14 protein-coding genes are annotated in these 17,253 nt (G+C 64.1%); 6 read left to right on the top strand and 8 right to left on the bottom strand.

Annotated elements, in window-relative coordinates; all coding sequences use genetic code 11:
* Positions 1 to 61 precede the first annotated feature (61 nt).
* From BBJ41_RS20830 to BBJ41_RS20805, 6 genes are all read right to left on the bottom strand, one after another.
* A complete protein-coding gene (locus tag BBJ41_RS20830) occupies positions 62 to 1,462 on the bottom strand; it encodes an MmgE/PrpD family protein (protein ID WP_069748220.1) in 1,401 nt (466 codons plus the stop codon).
* 68 nt (positions 1,463 to 1,530) lie between these two features.
* Positions 1,531 to 2,103 (bottom strand): acyl-CoA carboxylase biotin carboxyl carrier protein subunit, encoded by a 573-nt coding sequence (locus tag BBJ41_RS20825; RefSeq protein WP_083281928.1) that lies wholly within the window; start codon positions 2,101 to 2,103, stop codon positions 1,531 to 1,533.
* 67 nt (positions 2,104 to 2,170) lie between these two features.
* Positions 2,171 to 3,670: an acetyl-CoA carboxylase biotin carboxylase subunit gene (locus tag BBJ41_RS20820; protein WP_069748219.1), complete on the bottom strand. Its 1,500-nt coding sequence runs from the start codon at positions 3,668 to 3,670 to the stop codon at positions 2,171 to 2,173.
* On the bottom strand, positions 3,667 to 4,893 hold the full coding sequence (locus BBJ41_RS20815; RefSeq protein ID WP_069748218.1) for a hydroxymethylglutaryl-CoA reductase: 1,227 nt from the start codon (positions 4,891 to 4,893) through the stop codon (positions 3,667 to 3,669). The genes BBJ41_RS20820 and BBJ41_RS20815 overlap by 4 nt, the downstream gene beginning before the upstream one ends.
* Before the next feature lie 11 nt (positions 4,894 to 4,904).
* Entirely contained in the window at positions 4,905 to 6,365 is a 1,461-nt protein-coding gene (locus BBJ41_RS20810) for an acyl-CoA carboxylase subunit beta (RefSeq protein WP_236872114.1), read from the bottom strand.
* 315 nt (positions 6,366 to 6,680) lie between these two features.
* Positions 6,681 to 7,058, bottom strand: coding sequence for a MarR family transcriptional regulator (locus tag BBJ41_RS20805; RefSeq protein WP_083281927.1), 378 nt, complete (start codon positions 7,056 to 7,058; stop codon positions 6,681 to 6,683).
* Between the two features lie 563 nt (positions 7,059 to 7,621).
* Between BBJ41_RS20805 and BBJ41_RS20800 the strand changes: the two genes are divergently transcribed.
* The 5 genes from BBJ41_RS20800 to BBJ41_RS20780 all read left to right on the top strand — a co-directional run bounded on the left by BBJ41_RS20800 (position 7,622) and on the right by BBJ41_RS20780 (position 13,869).
* Positions 7,622 to 8,110, top strand: coding sequence for a hypothetical protein (locus tag BBJ41_RS20800; protein ID WP_156814835.1), 489 nt, complete (start codon positions 7,622 to 7,624; stop codon positions 8,108 to 8,110).
* An 86-nt stretch (positions 8,111 to 8,196) separates the two neighbouring features.
* Entirely contained in the window at positions 8,197 to 9,234 is a 1,038-nt protein-coding gene (locus BBJ41_RS20795) for an EthD domain-containing protein (RefSeq protein ID WP_197680901.1), read from the top strand.
* 88 nt (positions 9,235 to 9,322) lie between these two features.
* Complete coding sequence (locus BBJ41_RS20790; RefSeq protein WP_236872113.1) at positions 9,323 to 10,870, top strand: class II 3-deoxy-7-phosphoheptulonate synthase; 1,548 nt, start codon at positions 9,323 to 9,325, stop codon at positions 10,868 to 10,870.
* A gap of 148 nt (positions 10,871 to 11,018) precedes the next feature.
* Positions 11,019 to 12,581 carry an MFS transporter gene (locus tag BBJ41_RS20785; protein WP_069748214.1) on the top strand — a complete coding sequence of 521 codons (1,563 nt, stop codon included), beginning with the start codon at positions 11,019 to 11,021 and terminating at the stop codon, positions 12,579 to 12,581.
* Entirely contained in the window at positions 12,574 to 13,869 is a 1,296-nt protein-coding gene (locus BBJ41_RS20780; RefSeq protein WP_236872112.1) for an NADH:flavin oxidoreductase, read from the top strand. Before BBJ41_RS20785 ends, BBJ41_RS20780 begins: the two co-directional genes overlap by 8 nt.
* Here BBJ41_RS20780 and BBJ41_RS39385 read toward each other — a convergent pair.
* On the bottom strand, positions 13,856 to 14,005 hold the full coding sequence (locus BBJ41_RS39385) for a hypothetical protein (RefSeq protein ID WP_167362206.1): 150 nt from the start codon (positions 14,003 to 14,005) through the stop codon (positions 13,856 to 13,858). The two genes, BBJ41_RS20780 and BBJ41_RS39385, sit on opposite strands and share 14 nt — an antisense overlap.
* A 305-nt stretch (positions 14,006 to 14,310) precedes the next feature.
* Between BBJ41_RS39385 and BBJ41_RS20775 the strand changes: the two genes are divergently transcribed.
* A complete protein-coding gene (locus BBJ41_RS20775; protein WP_069748212.1) occupies positions 14,311 to 15,540 on the top strand; it encodes a phosphotransferase family protein in 1,230 nt (409 codons plus the stop codon).
* A 147-nt stretch (positions 15,541 to 15,687) separates the two neighbouring features.
* On the opposite strand, the gene BBJ41_RS20770 is transcribed toward BBJ41_RS20775, so the two are convergent.
* A complete protein-coding gene (locus tag BBJ41_RS20770) occupies positions 15,688 to 17,133 on the bottom strand; it encodes an NAD-dependent succinate-semialdehyde dehydrogenase (protein ID WP_069748211.1) in 1,446 nt (481 codons plus the stop codon).
* Positions 17,134 to 17,253: the final 120 nt, after the last annotated feature.

Genomic DNA, 17,253 nt, shown 5'->3' with positions numbered 1-17,253 from the left:
GAAGGAGCGAATCCGCTCGCCGGATTGCCTGGCGATGGCGCGACTTTCGGGCCGCCCGCCGTCACTGTGCCGCGGGGGCGTGCAGCAGTTCCGCCAGATTCGCGTACGAAGGATTCCGGTTCGAGCGGTCGAGGACCCATTCGACGATGGCCGCGCGGTGTTGCGACGCGTACGGCAGCTGTGCGTAAGCGACGCACTTGTCGAATTTGGCGACGAGTTCGTCGAGTGACATCGGATTCTTCGGATTGCCCTTCGCGTACGACACTTCGCCTTCTTCAATCCGTCCGTCGGTCAACCTGATCGCGATCTTGATCTTGCCGTGCGTGCCCAGCTCGCTTCGTTCGCAATCCGGGTCGGTGCGGGGATGGATCTTGCGGCTCAATGCGAGGATGTCGGGACGACGGATCGCAGCCTCCGTGAAATCGTCGATGAAGATGTCACCCGTCGCAAGGGCGGTCGCCACGTTGTAGGCCATGCTGAAGCGCGCGTCGACCACACTCTCGGGCGCCTGCTTGCGTGCGATGGGCGCGCATACGAGATCGTGGATCTGCTGGTTGGTCTGGATGTCGATACGTTCGATCTGCGCGGCGGACAGTCGTTCTCCTTTCGTCAATTCGAGCGCGAGCGCGACCGCAGAGGTGTTCGGCCTGCAGGTCGGGAAGGGCTTGAACGCGACGCCGTCGACGTTCGCGAATACCTCGCCGAGTCCGTCACTGATCGTTTCGATTGCGGAGCCCGGCTCGAATGCGCTGTAGTAGCCCCAGCGGCCGGTCAGGTAGTCCTTCGCGCCGGTGAAGCCGCGCGACGCGAGGACGACCGCGCGCACCGCATTCGCGGCAACGAGCCCCTGCTGGTAGAACACCGTCGGCGCACCGTCGATCATGCATTGGGTTTCCCCGAGCGCGGACGTATAGGCGATCCCCATTGCATGATGCAGTTGCTCGCCCTTCAGGCCGTACAGGATGCCGGCCGCCGCCGTGGCCGCGATCACTTTGCACAGATCGTAGCGCCCGCTTTCGAGCAGGGTCTCGCGACGTGCTCTCGACAGGCGGATCGACAGATCGAGCCCGGCGATGTAGGCGGTCAGGAACGCCTGATGATCGATTGCGTTCGCGCGCAATTCGGCGATGGCCAGCAACGGCGGAAAAATGGCGACGCTCGGATGCGTACCGAGCGGGTCGGCCACGTCGTCGAAATCGAGGGACCGCGCGGCCGCGCCGTTGAGCAGGGCGGCGGACGGTGCCGGCAAGCGGCTCGTGCGGCCGATCACGCGCGCTTCGGGGCGTCCGCCCCAGTGCTCGATGACGTCCGCGAGAAGCTCGACTTCGGCGTCGCGCGAGCCGGCGAGCGAGACGCCGATGATGTCGATCAGCGAATGCTTCGCGAGCGCGATCGCGGCCGGATCGATGCGCGAGAAGGTCAGACGGTCGCAATACTGCGTGAGATCGGATTCGAGGCTCACGGCAACTCCGTTAGGGTTGGTGATGCGATTGACGAGGGTGACGGGTGCGGGGCGGGGCGCGGCGTGCGTTACGCAGGATCCGCGTCGGCGAGGCTGATCAACCGTTCTCCGGCCTCGACGCTTTGCTCCGCGGCGACATGCACGGTCTCGATGCGACAGCGTCGTGGTGACGGTAACGTGATGACCATCTTCATGGCTTCGAGGCGGAGCAGCGGCGCGCCTTCGTCGACGAGATCCGATGCGCCGACGAGAATCTCGGTGATGCGCGCGGGCATCGGTGACGTGATCGACGCGTGCGCGGCGCGACCGGCGCCGCTGCCGGCCTTCCCGCGCTCGCGCGCCGCGCCTTGCAACGCGATGTCGCGATGCATGCCCGCGTAGTCGACCACGAGGTTCGAGGTCGTCGTGCGCGTCAGCAGGATTTCATGGCGCGCGCCGCCGATTTCGGCGACAACCCGGATGCCGCCGCCGGGCAGCGACTCATGGCGCTTCAGATGCAGCAGCATCGTATCCCCGTCGTCGAAGGTCGCCCGACAGGTATCGGCTTCGATCGTCTGAACATCGATGCGGGTGGAGAGGGCGTCTCCCGGTACGCCGCTCAGGATGCCGGCGTACCGCGTACGACGTGGTGCGATGCTCATTCAGGCGCTCCCCATAGGGTTCCGGGCGATCCGGATCCCGGCGCAACGACGCCGGGCCGGGATGATTTCAGCGCAGCCATGGGCGCTGGCCGTTCTGGATCACCCATGGCGACAGCGATCCGGTATCGGCGATGGTCCGTTCGCGGACGGGGACGGGCGCTGCGGTGTCGAGATGCAGGGCCACCGCCGCGAGCGCGTGCAGCACGCGCGCCATGTCGGGCGGTACGCCTTGCGCGACCGGGAAGTCGCTTGCGATCGACAGATCGTAGCGGCCGAGCCGGAACGGCAGGTGCGTCAGCAGCCAGCGATGGAACGGCAGGTTCGTGCTGAAACCCGCGATCACCAGTTCGCCCAGCGCATCCTGTGCGCGGCCCAACGCCGCGTCGCGCGTCGCGCCGTTCACGATCAGCTTGAGGCACAGGCTGTCGAAGCGGCTGGACTGTCGCGCGCCGGCATGCACGCCGGCGTCGATCCGGATGCCAGGACCTTCCGGAACGCGGTAGTACGTGACGGTGCCGCCGGTCGGCAAGAATCCTGCATGGGCGTCTTCGGCACACACGCGGAATTCGAGCGCATATCCGCTGAAGCGGATGTGCTGTTGGGTAAAACCGAGCTGTTCGCCCGCCGCCGCACGCAGCATCTGCTCGACGATGTCGATCCCCGTGATCGCTTCGCTGACCGGATGCTCGACCTGGATTCGCGCGTTCATTTCGATGAAGTAAAACCGCTCGTCCGGATCGACAAGAAACTCGACGGTGCCGGCACTGTCGTAGCCGACCTCCACCGCTACGTTCAGCGCGGCCTCGTGCAACCGGTCGCGCAACGCGTCGGACAGTGCCGGCGCCGGCGCTTCCTCGACGATCTTCTGCCTGCGCCGCTGCACGCTGCATTCACGTGTGCCGAGATGAACGAGGTTGCCGTGGCGATCGCCGAGCACCTGCACCTCGATATGCCGCACGTGTTCGCCAAGAAAGCGTTCCAGATAGACCGTGTCGCTGCCGAATGCGAGCTGCGCTTCGTGCCGGACCTCCGCGAGCGCGGATTCGAATTGTTCAGGACCCTGGACGACCCGAATGCCGCGTCCGCCGCCGCCGAGCGCGGCCTTGATCAGGATCGGGAACCCGATGTCGGCCGCGGTTGCGGCCGCTGCGTGCGTGTCGCCCGCGACGGTCGCTCCGGGCACGATCGGCACGCCCGCGCGCAACGCTGCCGCGCGGGCGGCGATCTTGTCGCCCGTGCAACGGATTGCGTCGACGTGCGGCCCGACGAAGGTGAGACGATGGGCGAGGCAGACCGCCGCGAAATCGGCATTTTCCGCGAGCGGCCCGTACCCGGGCGCCACCGCGTCGGCACCCACCATCGCCGCCACGGACGCGATCGTGTCGATCAGCGAAGCCGGATCCCAGGCGTCGATGCGAAACGCCGAATCGGCGGCAAGCACGAACGCACCGTGTTCATCGTCGTCGGTGAACAGCGCGACCGTTTCGATGCCCATCGTTCGGCACGTGCGAATGAAGCGCAACGCAATCTCGCCGCGACAGCACAGCAGCACGCGACGGATCGTCATGCCGTCGCTTCCGATCGAGCCGGCTCAGGCTGCCGGACGCCGCGTCCGAGTTCCGTGTGGGCACGGGTAAACTCGCCCGCGCTCACGGCGCCCGCAACCGAAATTTCGCCCGCCAGCGCAACGGCCGCCGCGATCTCCGCGAATTTTCGGACATCGTTTTCGCAGCCGAGCATCTGCAGGCATTCGCGTTGGGCGGGCAGGCGCGTACCGCCGCCCACCACGCCGACGATGAGGTTCGGCAGCGTGACTGATGCGCGCAGGTCGCCGTTATCGAGCACGTCGAAGGTCGTGCAGGCATTCTTGAACGACACCGTGACGAATGCCGGATCCTGGCCGCACGCGATGAACAGCGCGGTCAGCGCGTTTGCAACATGGATGTTGGGTGCCGTCGCGCCGCGTTGCGAGAGCAGCGTGTTGCACGCATGCAGGAAGCGCTGCATCCGGGCCGGCGTCGTGCGCAGGCGCTGCTCGATCAAGGCGGCCGGTACGCGGACGCTCGCGGAAACGTAGCGGCCCTTCGCTTGATCGGGTGTAAAGCGTTTGTCGCCGCCGAGCGTGTTGAAATAGTCTTCGACGAATTGCGGGCATTCGTTCGCAATGAGGCGACATGCCGCCTCATTGGCCTTCGTGGCCATGTTGAGGCCCATCGCGTTGCCGGTTTCGTACGTGAAGGCCAGGCCGACGAGATTGCCCTGGAACAGCGGGCTGACTTCGAGCAGTCGCGCATGGCGGCTGGTAGCGTTCGCGGCTTCGACGATCCTCGGCATGTTTTGACGCAACCACGCATCGAACGCGGGTGCCGAATCGGACGACCGCAGGACGATCGCGGACACCTTGGTGAGCGCATCGCCGATGAAGCGGTAGGCCGGCCGATCGCCGGTCGGCAACGCATTGTCGAGCAGTGTCGTTGCGCAGCCGCCGCTGGCGGTAATGAGGTTCATCCCGCGCGAGAAGGACGCAACGAGCGCGCCTTCGGTGGTGGCGAGCGGCACGATGAAATCACCTTGGGCATGTGTGCCGTTGATCTTCAAAGGTCCCGCGATCCCGATCGGGACACCGACAAAGCCCGTGAAGTTTTCGCATGCGCCATTGACCGCGCCGGGCGGCACCGCCGCACCGCCGAGATAAGGGTAGCTGCCGCCGGTCACGGCCTCCACCCAGCGCAGGCGTGCGTCGATCTGGTCGAAGCTGTAGTCGTCTTGCGGGTTTCTGGGAATGCTCATGCCGATTTCCCCTATAGCTGGATGTTTGAATGACGGCGTACCGGTGGCGCCGGAATCTTGTCTCGCAGCAGGCCGAGACTCGCCATCAGCGTATTGCGTAGATTGGCAGGCTCCACCAGCCCCTCGATATACGTGCGGCTCGCGGAGTAATGCGCACTCGCGTGCGCGTCGCGATACTCGTCGATCAGCACGTCGCGTCGCGCGGCCGGATCTTCCGCGCCGGCGAGTTCCTTGCGGAAGATCACGTCCACGGCCGCTTCGGGGCCCATGACCGAGATCTCGGCGGCGGGGAGGGCATAGATGAGGTCCGTTGCCGACCGGTTGGCGAGCGTCGGATACGCGCCGCCATAGGCCTTGCGTAGCACCACGGCGATCTTCGGGACAACCGCCTCGCAATACGCATGCATGAGCTTGGCGCCCGAGCCGATCACGTTCGCGCGTTCCTGCTGCTTGCCCGGCAGATAACCCGGCACGTCGAGCAGCGTCAGGATCGGGATGCCGAATGCGTCGCACGTGCGGACGAAACGCGCCGCCTTCTCCGATGCGCGAATGTCGAGGCAGCCCGCGAGCCATGCCGGCTGGCTCGCGACGATTCCGATGCTCTCGCCACCGAGCCGCGCGAAACCGACCACGATGTTCTGCGCATGCAGGCGATGCACTTCGAGAAACGAGGCTTCGTCGACAATCGCGTCGATCGCGCGGCGCACGTCGAATGGCTGCGTCTTGCTGGCCGGGATGATGTCGTCGAGTTCGGGCAGCGCTCGCGGCAAGGTTGCCGGCCCCTGCAGCGGCGGCACGCGCGACGCGTTGTTCTGCGGCAGATAGGAGAGGAGATCACGCGTGAGCGCCAGCGCTTCGTCGACCGATTCGACCAGGAAGTGCGCGAGGCCGGTCTCGGCAGCGTGCAGATGGCCGCCGCCGATGTCTTCCTTCGTGACTTCCTCGCCGGTCGCGCGGCGAATCACGGCAGGGCCCGTCAGGAAGAGCGCGGATACCTGATCGACCATCACGACGAAGTCGGTCAGGGCAGGGACATAGGCCGCGCCGCCGATGCAGTCGCCGAGGATCAGCGAAATCTGCGGGACGACACCTGATGCGCACACGGTTTTGTAGAACACGTGACTGAACTGCGAATCGGCATCGACACCTTCGTGGATGCGCAAGCCCGATGAGTGGTTGAGTGCAATGACAGGGGCGCCGATGCGCAACGCGAGGTCGAGCACCTTGCCGATCTTCAGCGCGTGAATCCGGCTGGAACTGCCGCCGAGAAAATTGCTGTCATGCGCATAGACGAGGACGGGGCGCCGATCGATCGTGCCGTGCCCCGTGGCGATGCCGTCGCCCGGCTGCTTGCGGGCCGCCGCACCGAAGTGCGTGCAATCGTGCTCGGCCTGCGCGTCGAGTTCATGAAACGAGCCCGGATCCAGCAAGTCAGCGATGCGCTGGAATGCAATGCCGGGAACGGCGGTCAAGCGATCCTGCTGCTCTCGAGAACGATCTTGAAGTCCGGAAACATCACTCATCGAATCGCTCCGTAGACGTGGTTCGATGCGCAACCGTCGCTCACTCGAGGCCTTGTCGAGCGACGGTGCATTGAAGGGGGAAACCGGGTGCGAAAAACTTCAGCGACGAGAGTAAATCATTTGCGATCTAATCGCAATGTACGTAATTAATTCGATGCGAAACGAGGAAGGGGCATGCCCGAGCCGGCGGGCGATCGCCGGGGGCAAACAGGGAAAGGACGGAGGTGCGAGGCGGGAGGGCGCGTGAAGGCGCCCGCAGTGCGACTAGGCTTCGGCTGACGCGACGATCGAGCTCAGGACGGAGTCGACCAGCGCGAGCTGATCGGTCGACACGTTCTGCAGCAGCTTGCTTTTGATGCCCTTGACCATCAAGTCGATCTGTTCGCCGACCTTTCGGCCGCTTTCGGTCAGGTAGAGCGTCTTGGCCCGGCGATCCGACGCATCGTCGCGACGTACGACCAGCCCGGCTTCTTCCAGTTGGTCGAGCAACCGGACCAGCGAATGGCCCTCGAGACCGATGTGCTCGGCAAGTGTGCGTTGCCGAAGCCCTTCACCGAGCTTGTAGATGAGCCACAGCGGAGTCGACGTCGCTTCCGAAAGATTGAGCTTGCTCAGTTCGATGTCCGCAACTTTGCGCCACATGCGAGCTGCGCGTTGAAGGCGCAGACAAAAAGTATCTTCGGCGAGGGAGAGCAGACTGGAAGACATTAAATTGACATCTATAGGGAACGGAGCTCGGGTGCGTGCGGGGTAATTGTTCCGCACATCGCGACAAAGGCGGGCAGGTGCCCGATGATGTGTGCCCGCATATCGACGCAATATAGCACATGTTTTGGCGACGATAGCGTCAGTTGTCTGGTGGAATGTACTAGGTTGACTCGCGGCCCGCGCATTTTCGCTTGCTCGCCGCCTCGCGTTCCTCGGGTGAATTTCGCTACATTCACGCAATATTCCCGGCACATTGCGAAGCAGGGTACGCGAATTCGCCGGCTTGCGCTGGAGGTGGTCCGGACGGGGCAGCGGCATCGTTCGGTGGCGAGCCCGGCCGGATGAGGCGAGGGCGAATTCAGTAATTTGTCATTGACACGCGTCGCATTCTGCGAATAATACATCTCATGCGACTTATTGGCATGAGATGCATTTGTGCGGTGCGGGACGCGTGAAGGGTATTCGGCGTCGTTCGGGTTCTGCTTACGGGAGCAGCAATGGAGCACATCAGCCATTCAGCCGGCGAGCGACGCGTGGAGAGAGTCGCACTGGGCGACGCGAGCGAACGAATCGTCTCGATCGACGTTCACGCGAACCCGATGATGCGCGGTGACACGGCGTTCTGCGCCACGTCGCATGGTTCGTCAGGATTGCAGACAGTGAGCTCGGCGTTCTCGGCATTGCTTTTCTCGTTCGTGGCCGAGCGTGGCGTCGGCACCCTGTTGTCGTTTGCAATCGATTTGCGGGACGTTGCCGCGTGGCCCGCCACGACGTGCTTGCTCGAATGGCGGATCGGCGCGATCGAGCCGCACTTCGGCCTGAAGGGGGACATCGTTCGCCTGAACGGGCGCGCGTCGTTGCCAGACGGCTCGGTTGTGCTGTCCGGATCCGCGAAGGCGGTTGTCTATCCGGCAAGCCAGGTGGACCCCGGGCCCGAAGTCTGCGCGGAGGAAATCTTCTGGTCGCGGTTTGCCGTCCCTGCATGACGCGATCGGATCGAGCGGGCTGCCGGCCGATAGAGATCGTATCAGGGCAAATAAAATCCAACCAACTCGCAGGATAGGAGTGCGCTGTGTCCAACATTTCCGCAGAACGCCAGTTTCGCCCGCCTTATCTGAAGTCGTTTCGCTCGTATTCGACGCCGCTGACCGTCGTTTGTACGCTGTTATCGCGAGCGGACAATACGCCGTTGAGCGAACGTCGCAGGGATCCCAATCTGCTGCTGGACACAACGGGGGAATTGATCAAGGATCCCGCCACGACGCCCAACGCGTTCGAAAACAACGCCAATATCGCGTTCGAGAAGTGGACGGAGTATTGGCGAAAAGTGCATGGCCCGCGGTTCGTCTATGCGCAACCGCCGGAAGACGGCGGCATCCAGCAGTTGCTGCGCTACGACCAGATTCATCGACTGCCGGCCGGCCCGTCGAGCGGCTCGCCGCTGCCCTACGCGGCGCCCGTCGATGCGCGAGGCCAGCTATTCGATACGGTCATCGGGCATGTTCCGGAATACCGTCGTCCCCAGTGGGACGGCATCGCTTACCTGGGCTTCGAAAACGCTGACGGAATCAAGGCCGTCTTTAGCCAGCCGGAAATCGCGGCCAAGATCATGCCCGAGGATCAGGCCATTTTTCGCGAACTGTGTCCGGTGGTGGCGACGCAGCACATCATTGTGCCGAGTGCGACGCAACGCGATCCGATTCTTCTCGTCAAGGTCGTCAAGCGAAAGGCGAATCTGTCGCGCGCCGAATTCCACGACGCCTGGCTGAACCAGTATGCACCGCTGGTGCTCCAGCAGCCGGCGACGAGCCGCTACGTGAAGCGATACGTTCAACTGCACAACATCGGTCCCACCGAAGCAGGGCATCCGCTTTTCCACCCGGTCGGGCATACGATCGACGGCGTGTCGATCCAGGCGTTCGCGTCGATCAACGATCTCGAGGATTTTCTGCTCGATCCGGGCGTGGCGCGTCTGGCCGACGAAGAAGCGGCGCTTCTGGCGAGCGATGGCATCGAGTATTGGTCAGGTGTCGCGTATCAGGTTGTCAATCAGATTTTCCCGGAAACCTCGACGTGGCCCCGATCGAATAGCGATTCAGTGCATTCATGACAATACGTCCGACAGGCGACGATGGAGTGAGACGACGATCCCGCCACTAAGTGCGCGGGCGCCTGACTAACGCTTCTCGGAGTTAGATGTGGATCACTACGACTACGATGTACTGACCGGTGCGCGAGCACCCATGTATCGGGCCGAATCGGCGGGCACGCGATCGCGCGGCAGCGAGCGCCAGCCGCTCGACGAATCCGGTGCGGGCATTCCGCAGCGCGCGGATTTGGGCGAGTTGACGGGGATCGTCATGACGTGTGAATGGTCTCCGTCGTCCTGGCGAGCGCGAACGATTCGTCAGGTGCCGGACTATCCCGACACCGTCAAGCTGAAGGATTCGGAAGACCGGCTGCGGCAATTACCGCCGCTCGTGCTTGCGTCGGAGATTCGCCGTCTCAAGATACAACTCGCTGACGTCGCGCACGGAAAGGCATTTCTGCTTCAGGGCGGCGATTGCGCGGAATCCTTTGCCGAGTTTCATCCGAATGCGGTGCGCGATCTGCTCCGGGTGTTTCTGCAGATGTCGACCGTGCTCGCGTTCAGCACCGGCGTACCGATCGTCAAGATAGGGCGGATCGCGGGGCAGTTCGCGAAGCCGCGCAGCGAGCCCGACGAAACGATCGATGGCGTCACGTTGCCGAGTTATCGCGGCGATATCATCAACGGCATCGAGTTCAGCGAGGCGGCACGGCGCCCGGATCCGGAACGCGTGCTGAAGGCGTACAACCAGGCAGCGGCAACCCTCAATCTGCTGCGTGCGCTGAGCCACGGCGGGTTCGCCGATCTGCGCCATGTCCAGAAATGGAACGAGGGTTTCGTGGCCACGGCCCCCCAGGGGGCGCGCTATCGGCAGATCGCGTGCCGGATCGTGCAGGCGCTCCGTTTCATGAACGCTTGCGGCGTGTCGCCGGATGACGTGCAATCGCTTCGCGAGACCGATCTCTACACGAGCCACGATGCGTTGCTGCTGCATTACGAGGAAGCGTTGACGCGGCAGGATGCGCTGACACGCGACTGGTACGACTGCTCCGCGCATATGCTGTGGATCGGTGAACGAACCCGCGGCGCCGACGACGCGCACGTCGAGTTTCTCAAGGGCGTGGCGAATCCGATCGGACTGAAATGCGGGCCGACGATCGAGCCGGACGATCTGCTGAAACTCATTGACGTGCTCAATCCCGACAACGAGCCGGGCCGGCTCACGCTGATTGCCCGGATGGGGGCGGACACGCTGGCGGAGCGGCTGCCACGCCTGTTGCGACTGACGCGGAAAGAGGGCCGCGAAGTCATATGGTCGATCGATCCGATGCATGGCAATACGATCAAGTCGGCATCGGGATACAAGACGCGACGATTCGAGAACATTCTGCGTGAGGTTGAGCAGTTTTTCGATGTGCATCGTGCAGAAGGCACGCACGCGGGCGGCTTGCATCTGGAAATGACCGGGACCGACGTGACCGAATGTACCGGAGGCGGCCAGCGTATCAACGACGATCAGCTTTGCGAGCGCTACCACACGCATTGCGATCCGCGGCTGAATGGATCCCAGGCGCTGGAATTGGCATTCCTGGTTTCCGAAAAGCTGTCGGCCCGACACGATCTGCCTGACGACACGCGCGCCGAAGCGGTCGCATGACGCGACTGCCACCAGGTTGACGATTTTCCGGAAAACGCCCGCTTTACTCGACCGACGATATCGATATGGTCTCCTGAATATAAGCGCGTGTATCCGATGATGGCCGACCTCGGTGGTGGTTCATCTATTCAGCAAGGATTCGTTTCCGATGAAGTACGCCAGTTCAGGTCGACCGGACGCCGATGCGCATCGCCATATTGTGCTGGCGAGCATCTGCGCATCGGGCATTCTGATTCCGATCGTTTTCTCCGGGCCTGCGATCGCGCTACCTGATATCGCACGTCATCTTCCCGGAGATGTCTTCACGTTGAGCTGGATCGTCAACGCATACAACGTCGCATTCGGCAGCCTCGTGATGGCGGGCGGAGCGCTGGCCGACCAGGTCGGCCGCAAGCGATGCTTTCTCTTCGGGTTGGTGCTGTTCTTGCTGACGTCCCTGTTGATCGTGTTCACGCCGAGTCTGACAATCCTGATTGCACTCCGCGCCATCGAGGGAATCGGCGGGGCGCTGACGTTGACCGCCGGCGCGTCTCTCATCACGCAGGCATTCGAAGGCCACGCGCGTACCCGCGCGTTCAGCTTGCTCGGCACGTCCTTCGGGATCGGCCTCGCGTTCGGCCCGCTGACAACCGGCATCATCGTCAGCACCTGGGGATGGCGGGCACTGTTTCTGGCAATTGCCATTGCGTCCTTGTTGATTCTCGTTGTCGTGTTCAACAACCTCGAGGAATCGCGCAATCCCGACGCCCGTGGCGTCGATCTGGCCGGGACGATCACCTTCACGGCTGCGCTGGCGGTGATCATCTTCAGTATTGTCCAGGGTCCGCATTTCGGCTGGGGCAGCGGCATCACGGTCGGATTGTTGGGTGTCGGGTGCCTGCTGCTGCTGCTATTCGTCGCCGTCGAATTGCGTATCCGGGCCCCGATGCTCGATTTGTCGCTGTTCCGGCATGCCCGCTTTCTCGGGGTGTTGCTGCTGCCGGTCGTCACGGGCTTCAGTTTCATCGCGCTGCTCGTCTATTTGCCGATCTGGTTCATCGGCATCAAGGGCTACGACGCATTCCATGCGGGGCTCGCCATCCTGCCATTGACCGCACCCATGCTCGTCGTGCCGTTCCTGTCCGGCGTCCTGTCGAAACATTTCTCCCCGGCGAGCCTGTGCAGCGCAGGCCTGGCTTTGGCCGCCGTCGGGGTATTCGGATTGTCGAGATTGACGCCGGGCAGTGCTTTCGTCGACGTCGCGTTGCCGATGCTCGTGATCGGGATCGGCAATGGCGTGCCCTGGGGGCTGATGGACAGCCTGGCGATGAACGCAATACCGAAGGAGCGGGCGGGGATGGCGGCCGGAATTTTCTCCACCATGCGCGTCACCGGCGAGGCCATCGCGATCGCCGTCATCGGCGCGGCATTGATCGGCCTGACGCATGCATCGCTCGCGAGCGTGCCCGCCATCGGCACCGAATCCGCTGCCGCTCTGACCAATTCGATCACCTCGGGAAACATGGGCGAGCCATTACGCGGCCTGTCTCCGGTCGTCCGCGAAGTATGGGTTACCGCGTCCGTCAATGCCTATGCGGCAGCGCTGAAGACGGTGCTGTCGGCTATCGCGATCCTGGCGCTCATCTCGGCATGGGTTCTCTGGCTGACGCTGCGCAGGCCGGCGCCCGTCGAGTTGTCGATGCGGGCGTCGAAGTCGGGCCTCGATGGATGACCAGGGCTCGAAGGAAACACGTGGCGCCATTCCGGCGTGCATTGAACGACCCGACGACGATCGTTCGATTACCGACGTGTCGCCGCCGGTTTCACCGCGGGAACCGATGCCATGCATCGATCGCGCATACCCGACGTCCGACTATCGATCCGAGGACTCCATGACAGAACAATCGGCTTCACCGCACGCTCCTTTTTTTCGCTCGTTCCCGTTCGGCCGCACGACATTGCGCAACCGCATCGTCATGGCGCCCATGACGCGGAACCGCTCGCCAGGCGGCATTCCCGGGCAGGATGTTGCCGATTATTACCGCCGCCGCGCGCAAGGTGGGGTCGGGCTCATCGTGACCGAAGGCACCTACATCGACCATCCGGCGGCCAATGGCTATGCGAATGTTCCGGCCTTTTTTGGTGAGGCCGCGCTTGCGGGGTGGGCACGGGTGGTCGAGGCGGTGCACGACGCCGGCGCGTGCATCGTGCCGCAACTCTGGCACGTTGGCGCCATTCGTCGGCCGGGTGCGGAGCCTGATCGATCCGTGCCGGGGGTAGGGCCGATGACCGTGGTCGACAACGGCGTGACCGTGGTCGAGGCGCTCGATGACGCGGAAATCGCCGAAATCGTGGCTTCCTACGCCCGAGCCGCCGCCGATGCACGGCGTATCGGCTTCGACGGCGTCGAGATTCACGGCGCGCACGAATACCTCATCGACCAGTTCCTGTGGGACACGACCAACCGGCGAACCGATGCATACGGCGGCAATATCGCCAATCGCACCCGTCTCGCCAGCGAGATCGTGCGTGCCGTCAAGCGCGCGACGAGCATCGACTTTCCCGTGATGTTCCGTTTCTCGCAATGGAAGATCAGGGACTATGACGCGAGAATCGCGCATTCGCCTGCGGATCTCGAACAGATTCTTCTGCCGCTCGTCGAGGCTGGCGTCGATATCTTTCATGTCAGTACGCGCCGATATCTCGATCCGGCCTTTCCCGGCTCACCCGACAGCCTGGCCGTGTGGACGCGGCGCCTGAGTGGCAAGCCGGTCGTCTGCGTCGGCAGCGTCGCATTGAACAAGGCCTATGCGATCGCGCAACTCCGCGGCGCCGAGGATCCGCGCGCGGAGCTGGCCGATCTCGATCCGGTCGAGAATCAATTGCGCCGGGAAGAGGTCGACCTCGTCGCGCTCGGTCGGCCGCTGCTGGCAGATCCGGATTGGCCGAGCAAGGTTCGGGAGAATCGCCTCGCCGAGATTCGAGCATTCGACCGAGATGCGATGCTTACCAGCGTTTGAACTGTCGATTGATCGGCTGGTCACGGCGCTGTGAAACCAGCCTGGCCCGGGCCAGCAGCACGATACCGGGCGACCAGCCGTTCAATCTGTCGTCCGCCACGTCCTGTATGACCTTGAATCGGTCGAGTTCTCGCATGTTCAATGTCACCAGAGCTGTTCGGTGCATCGCCGGCTCCATGATCTGACGGGGAGCCGGCAAGCTTACCGAGGTCCAAACGCGACATTTCTATGCAGCCAAAAGCGGACATTTCAATCTAGCCACTACAACTCAATTTCTCGATAATTCACGTTATGTAAAATCTAATAACTCACCATCATGAGCACCGCTGGCCTCACCGGCAAACGATGCTTGCCGGCAAACCGCCCAGCCGGATATTTGAGAATTGAGATACGCTCGTCCTGCACAGGCAACGCTGGCAATCGACGCCGGTCAGGAGCGAAATGAGCACGATCACGGGGACCTTCGATCCAGCGGCGCCGCCGCCACGCATCGCGCGGCTGGTGCTGGTCACGCCTGATGGCGCGATGGTCGGTTGCTTGCCGCCTATTCCGGTCGCGATCCCGTGGTGGCAGGAAGTCGAATCGGTCGTACGCGCCGCGCGCGAACGCCATGGCCTCGACGTAACGATCCTGCGCCTGCTGGAAACCGTTCGCGACCGGGCGCCCGGCGGTGAAGTCACCTATCTGGCCGAGATCGCGGAACCCGTTCCGGCCGAATGCTGGACCGGGCGCATCGAGCCCCATTCACTGCGCCAGAACTACGCGCGACCGGGCGGCCCCGCGGCGGATCTCGGCTGGGCGGCACGCGTACTTGCCCAGCGCGGCTTGTCGGCCAGCGCCAAACCCGTCCAGGTTCGAACCTGGAATCTCTCGAGCGTCTGGCGCATTCCGATCGGCGGTCAATCGGCCTGGCTGAAAGTCGTGCCGCCGTTCCTGGGTCACGAGGGCCGCGTTATCACGGCGCTGGCCGGCCGGCGTGCGCCGACCCTGCTGGGTCATGACGAATGCGGGCGCATTCTGCTCGCGGAGATCCCCGGCGACGACCAGTTCGACGCGGCGCTGCCACAACTGCTCGCCATGGTGACGCTGCTGGTCGACATGCAGGCGTCGTGGATCGACCGCATCGACGAATTGCGCACGATGCAATTGCCCGACTGGAGCGGCGCGGGTTTGGCCGCCGACATCGCTGCCGTCGTCGAGCGAACCGGCGACGCATTGTCTCGTGACGAACGTGTTTCGCTGCGGCATTTCGTGAACGGTCTCGCGGCGCGGTTTGCCGAGGTCGATGCGTGCGGATTGCCGAATACGCTGGTCCACGGCGACTGCCATCCCGGCAATTTTCGCGGTACGCAGTCGGATCTCACGCTGCTCGATTGGGGGGACAGCGGAATCGGCCATCCGTTGCTCGACCAGTCCGCGTTTCTCGACGCCGTTCCGCGCGAATATGCGCCGACGATCAAGGATCACTGGAAACGGGAATGGCTGGCGAAGGTGCCCGGCTGCGACCCGGTGCGCGCCGCTACCCTCCTCGCCCCGATCGCCACAGCCAGACGGGCGGTGATCTACCAGCGATTCATCGACAATATCGAGCCGTCGGAGCAGGTCTACCATCGCGGCGATCCGGCCGACTGGCTGAGCCAGACCGCCGCGCTGGTCGCGATGACGGACTGAATGCGGGATCGCCAAAAGCATCGACGCCGTGAATCGAATCGGTATCGCTGCGTGAAAAGCGACGAATGAAAAAGGCCGGGCAGAACGCCCGGCCCGAAACAACGCACGCGCCGTGTCAACGGCTGCGCGCACGCGGTCGATCGGCCGTCAGACGGCCATCACCGTCACCGACTTCGTGACGAGGTACGGCTCCAGCGCTTCCGGCCCGCCTTCCGATCCGTAACCCGAATCCTTCACGCCGCCGAACGGCATTTCCGGCCACGGCGTCGCCGGCTGGTTGATCCACAGCATCCCGACTTCGAGGCGCTGCGTGAGCAGGTGCACGTTCGCGAACGAACGCGTGAACGCGTAGCCGGCCAGCCCGAACGGCAGACGGTTCGCTTCCGCGATCGCATCCTCGAGCTTGTCGAAGCCACGGATCGCCGCGACCGGGCCGAACGGCTCGTTGTTGAACACGTCCGCTTCGAGCGGCACGTTCGCGATCACGGTCGGTGCGAAGAAGTTGCCTTCCGAGCCGATCCGCTCGCCGCCCGTCTCGATGCTCGCGCCGACCTTGCGCGCGTTGTCGACGACCGACGCCATCGCGGTCAGCCGGCGCGGGTTCGCGAGTGCGCCGAGCGTCGTGCCTTCCTCGAGGCCGTTGCCGACCTTCAGCCCTTCGGCGTGCTTGACCAGCGCGCGCGTGAATTCGTCGCGGATGCTGTTGTGCACGAGGAAGCGCGTCGGCGAAATGCACACCTGCCCGGCATTGCGGAACTTCGCACCGCCGGCCGCCTTCACCGCGAGCGCGACGTCGGCGTCCTCGGCGACGATCACCGGTGCATGACCGCCCAGCTCCATCGTTGCGCGCTTCATGTGCAGGCCCGCCATCGCGGCGAGCTGCTTGCCGACCGGCGTCGAGCCCGTAAACGTGACCTTGCGGATCACCGGGTGCGGGATCAGGTACGACGAGATTTCAGCCGGATCGCCGTACACGAGGCCGATCACGCCGGCCGGCACGCCTGCATCGACGAACGCGCGCAGCAGCGCGGCCGGCGATGCGGGGGTTTCCTCCGGCGCCTTCACGAGGAACGAGCACCCGGTCGCGAGCGCGGCGCTCAGCTTGCGCACGACCTGGTTGACCGGGAAGTTCCACGGCGTGAACGCCGCGACCGGGCCGACCGGCTCCTTCACAACCGTCTGCTGCGCGGCGAGGTTGCGCGGCGGCACGATCCGGCCGTACACGCGGCGGCCTTCGTCCGCGAACCATTCGATGATGTCGGCCGCCGACAGCACTTCGACGCGTGCTTCGGTGAGCGGCTTGCCCTGCTCCTGCGTCATCAGCTGCGCGATCGCGTCGGCGCGCTCGCGCACCAGCGCGGCTGCCTTGCGCATCGTCGCCGCGCGTTCGTGCGCCGGCACCTTGCGCCACGCTTCGAAGCCGCGCTGCGCGGCGGCGAGCGCGCGGTCGAGATCGGCGATGCCCGCGTGGGCCACCTTGCCGATCGGCTTGCCGGTCGCCGGGTTCACGACGTCGATCGTCTTGCCGCTCGCGGCGTCGACCCACTCGCCGTCGATCAGCAGTTGCGTATCCGTATAAGTCACGTTAGCCATCCAGACACCCCTACATTGCGTCGATAAAACGCGCGCTGCCGGTCACGGCCGCGCGCCGGTTGACAGAAAGAGCAAAGCCGCCGGGGCCTCAGCGCCCGGCGGCGCAACGACGGGCGCGAA

Origin of the sequence: Burkholderia stabilis (assembly GCF_001742165.1) — a bacterium.
Classification (GTDB): Bacteria; Pseudomonadota; Gammaproteobacteria; order Burkholderiales; family Burkholderiaceae; genus Burkholderia; species Burkholderia stabilis.
The sequence above is the reverse complement of the archived record's forward strand: the minus strand, read 5'-3'. Positions and strand labels throughout refer to the sequence as shown.

Excerpts from the sequence above, each read along its gene's own strand:
- BBJ41_RS20770 (WP_069748211.1), bottom strand. The coding sequence starts at position 17,133 with ATGGCTAACGTGACTTATACGGATACGCAACTGCTGATCGACGGCGAG.
- BBJ41_RS20785 (WP_069748214.1), top strand. The coding sequence starts at position 11,019 with ATGAAGTACGCCAGTTCAGGTCGACCGGACGCCGATGCGCATCGCCAT.
- BBJ41_RS20775 (WP_069748212.1), top strand. The coding sequence starts at position 14,311 with ATGAGCACGATCACGGGGACCTTCGATCCAGCGGCGCCGCCGCCACGC.
- BBJ41_RS20780 (WP_236872112.1), top strand. The coding sequence starts at position 12,574 with ATGGATGACCAGGGCTCGAAGGAAACACGTGGCGCCATTCCGGCGTGC.
- BBJ41_RS20825 (WP_083281928.1), bottom strand. The coding sequence starts at position 2,103 with ATGAGCATCGCACCACGTCGTACGCGGTACGCCGGCATCCTGAGCGGC.
- BBJ41_RS20805 (WP_083281927.1), bottom strand. The coding sequence starts at position 7,058 with ATGTGGCGCAAAGTTGCGGACATCGAACTGAGCAAGCTCAATCTTTCG.
- BBJ41_RS20800 (WP_156814835.1), top strand. The coding sequence starts at position 7,622 with ATGGAGCACATCAGCCATTCAGCCGGCGAGCGACGCGTGGAGAGAGTC.
- BBJ41_RS20815 (WP_069748218.1), bottom strand. The coding sequence starts at position 4,893 with ATGAGCATTCCCAGAAACCCGCAAGACGACTACAGCTTCGACCAGATC.
- BBJ41_RS39385 (WP_167362206.1), bottom strand. The coding sequence starts at position 14,005 with ATGCGAGAACTCGACCGATTCAAGGTCATACAGGACGTGGCGGACGAC.
- BBJ41_RS20820 (WP_069748219.1), bottom strand. The coding sequence starts at position 3,670 with ATGACGATCCGTCGCGTGCTGCTGTGCTGTCGCGGCGAGATTGCGTTG.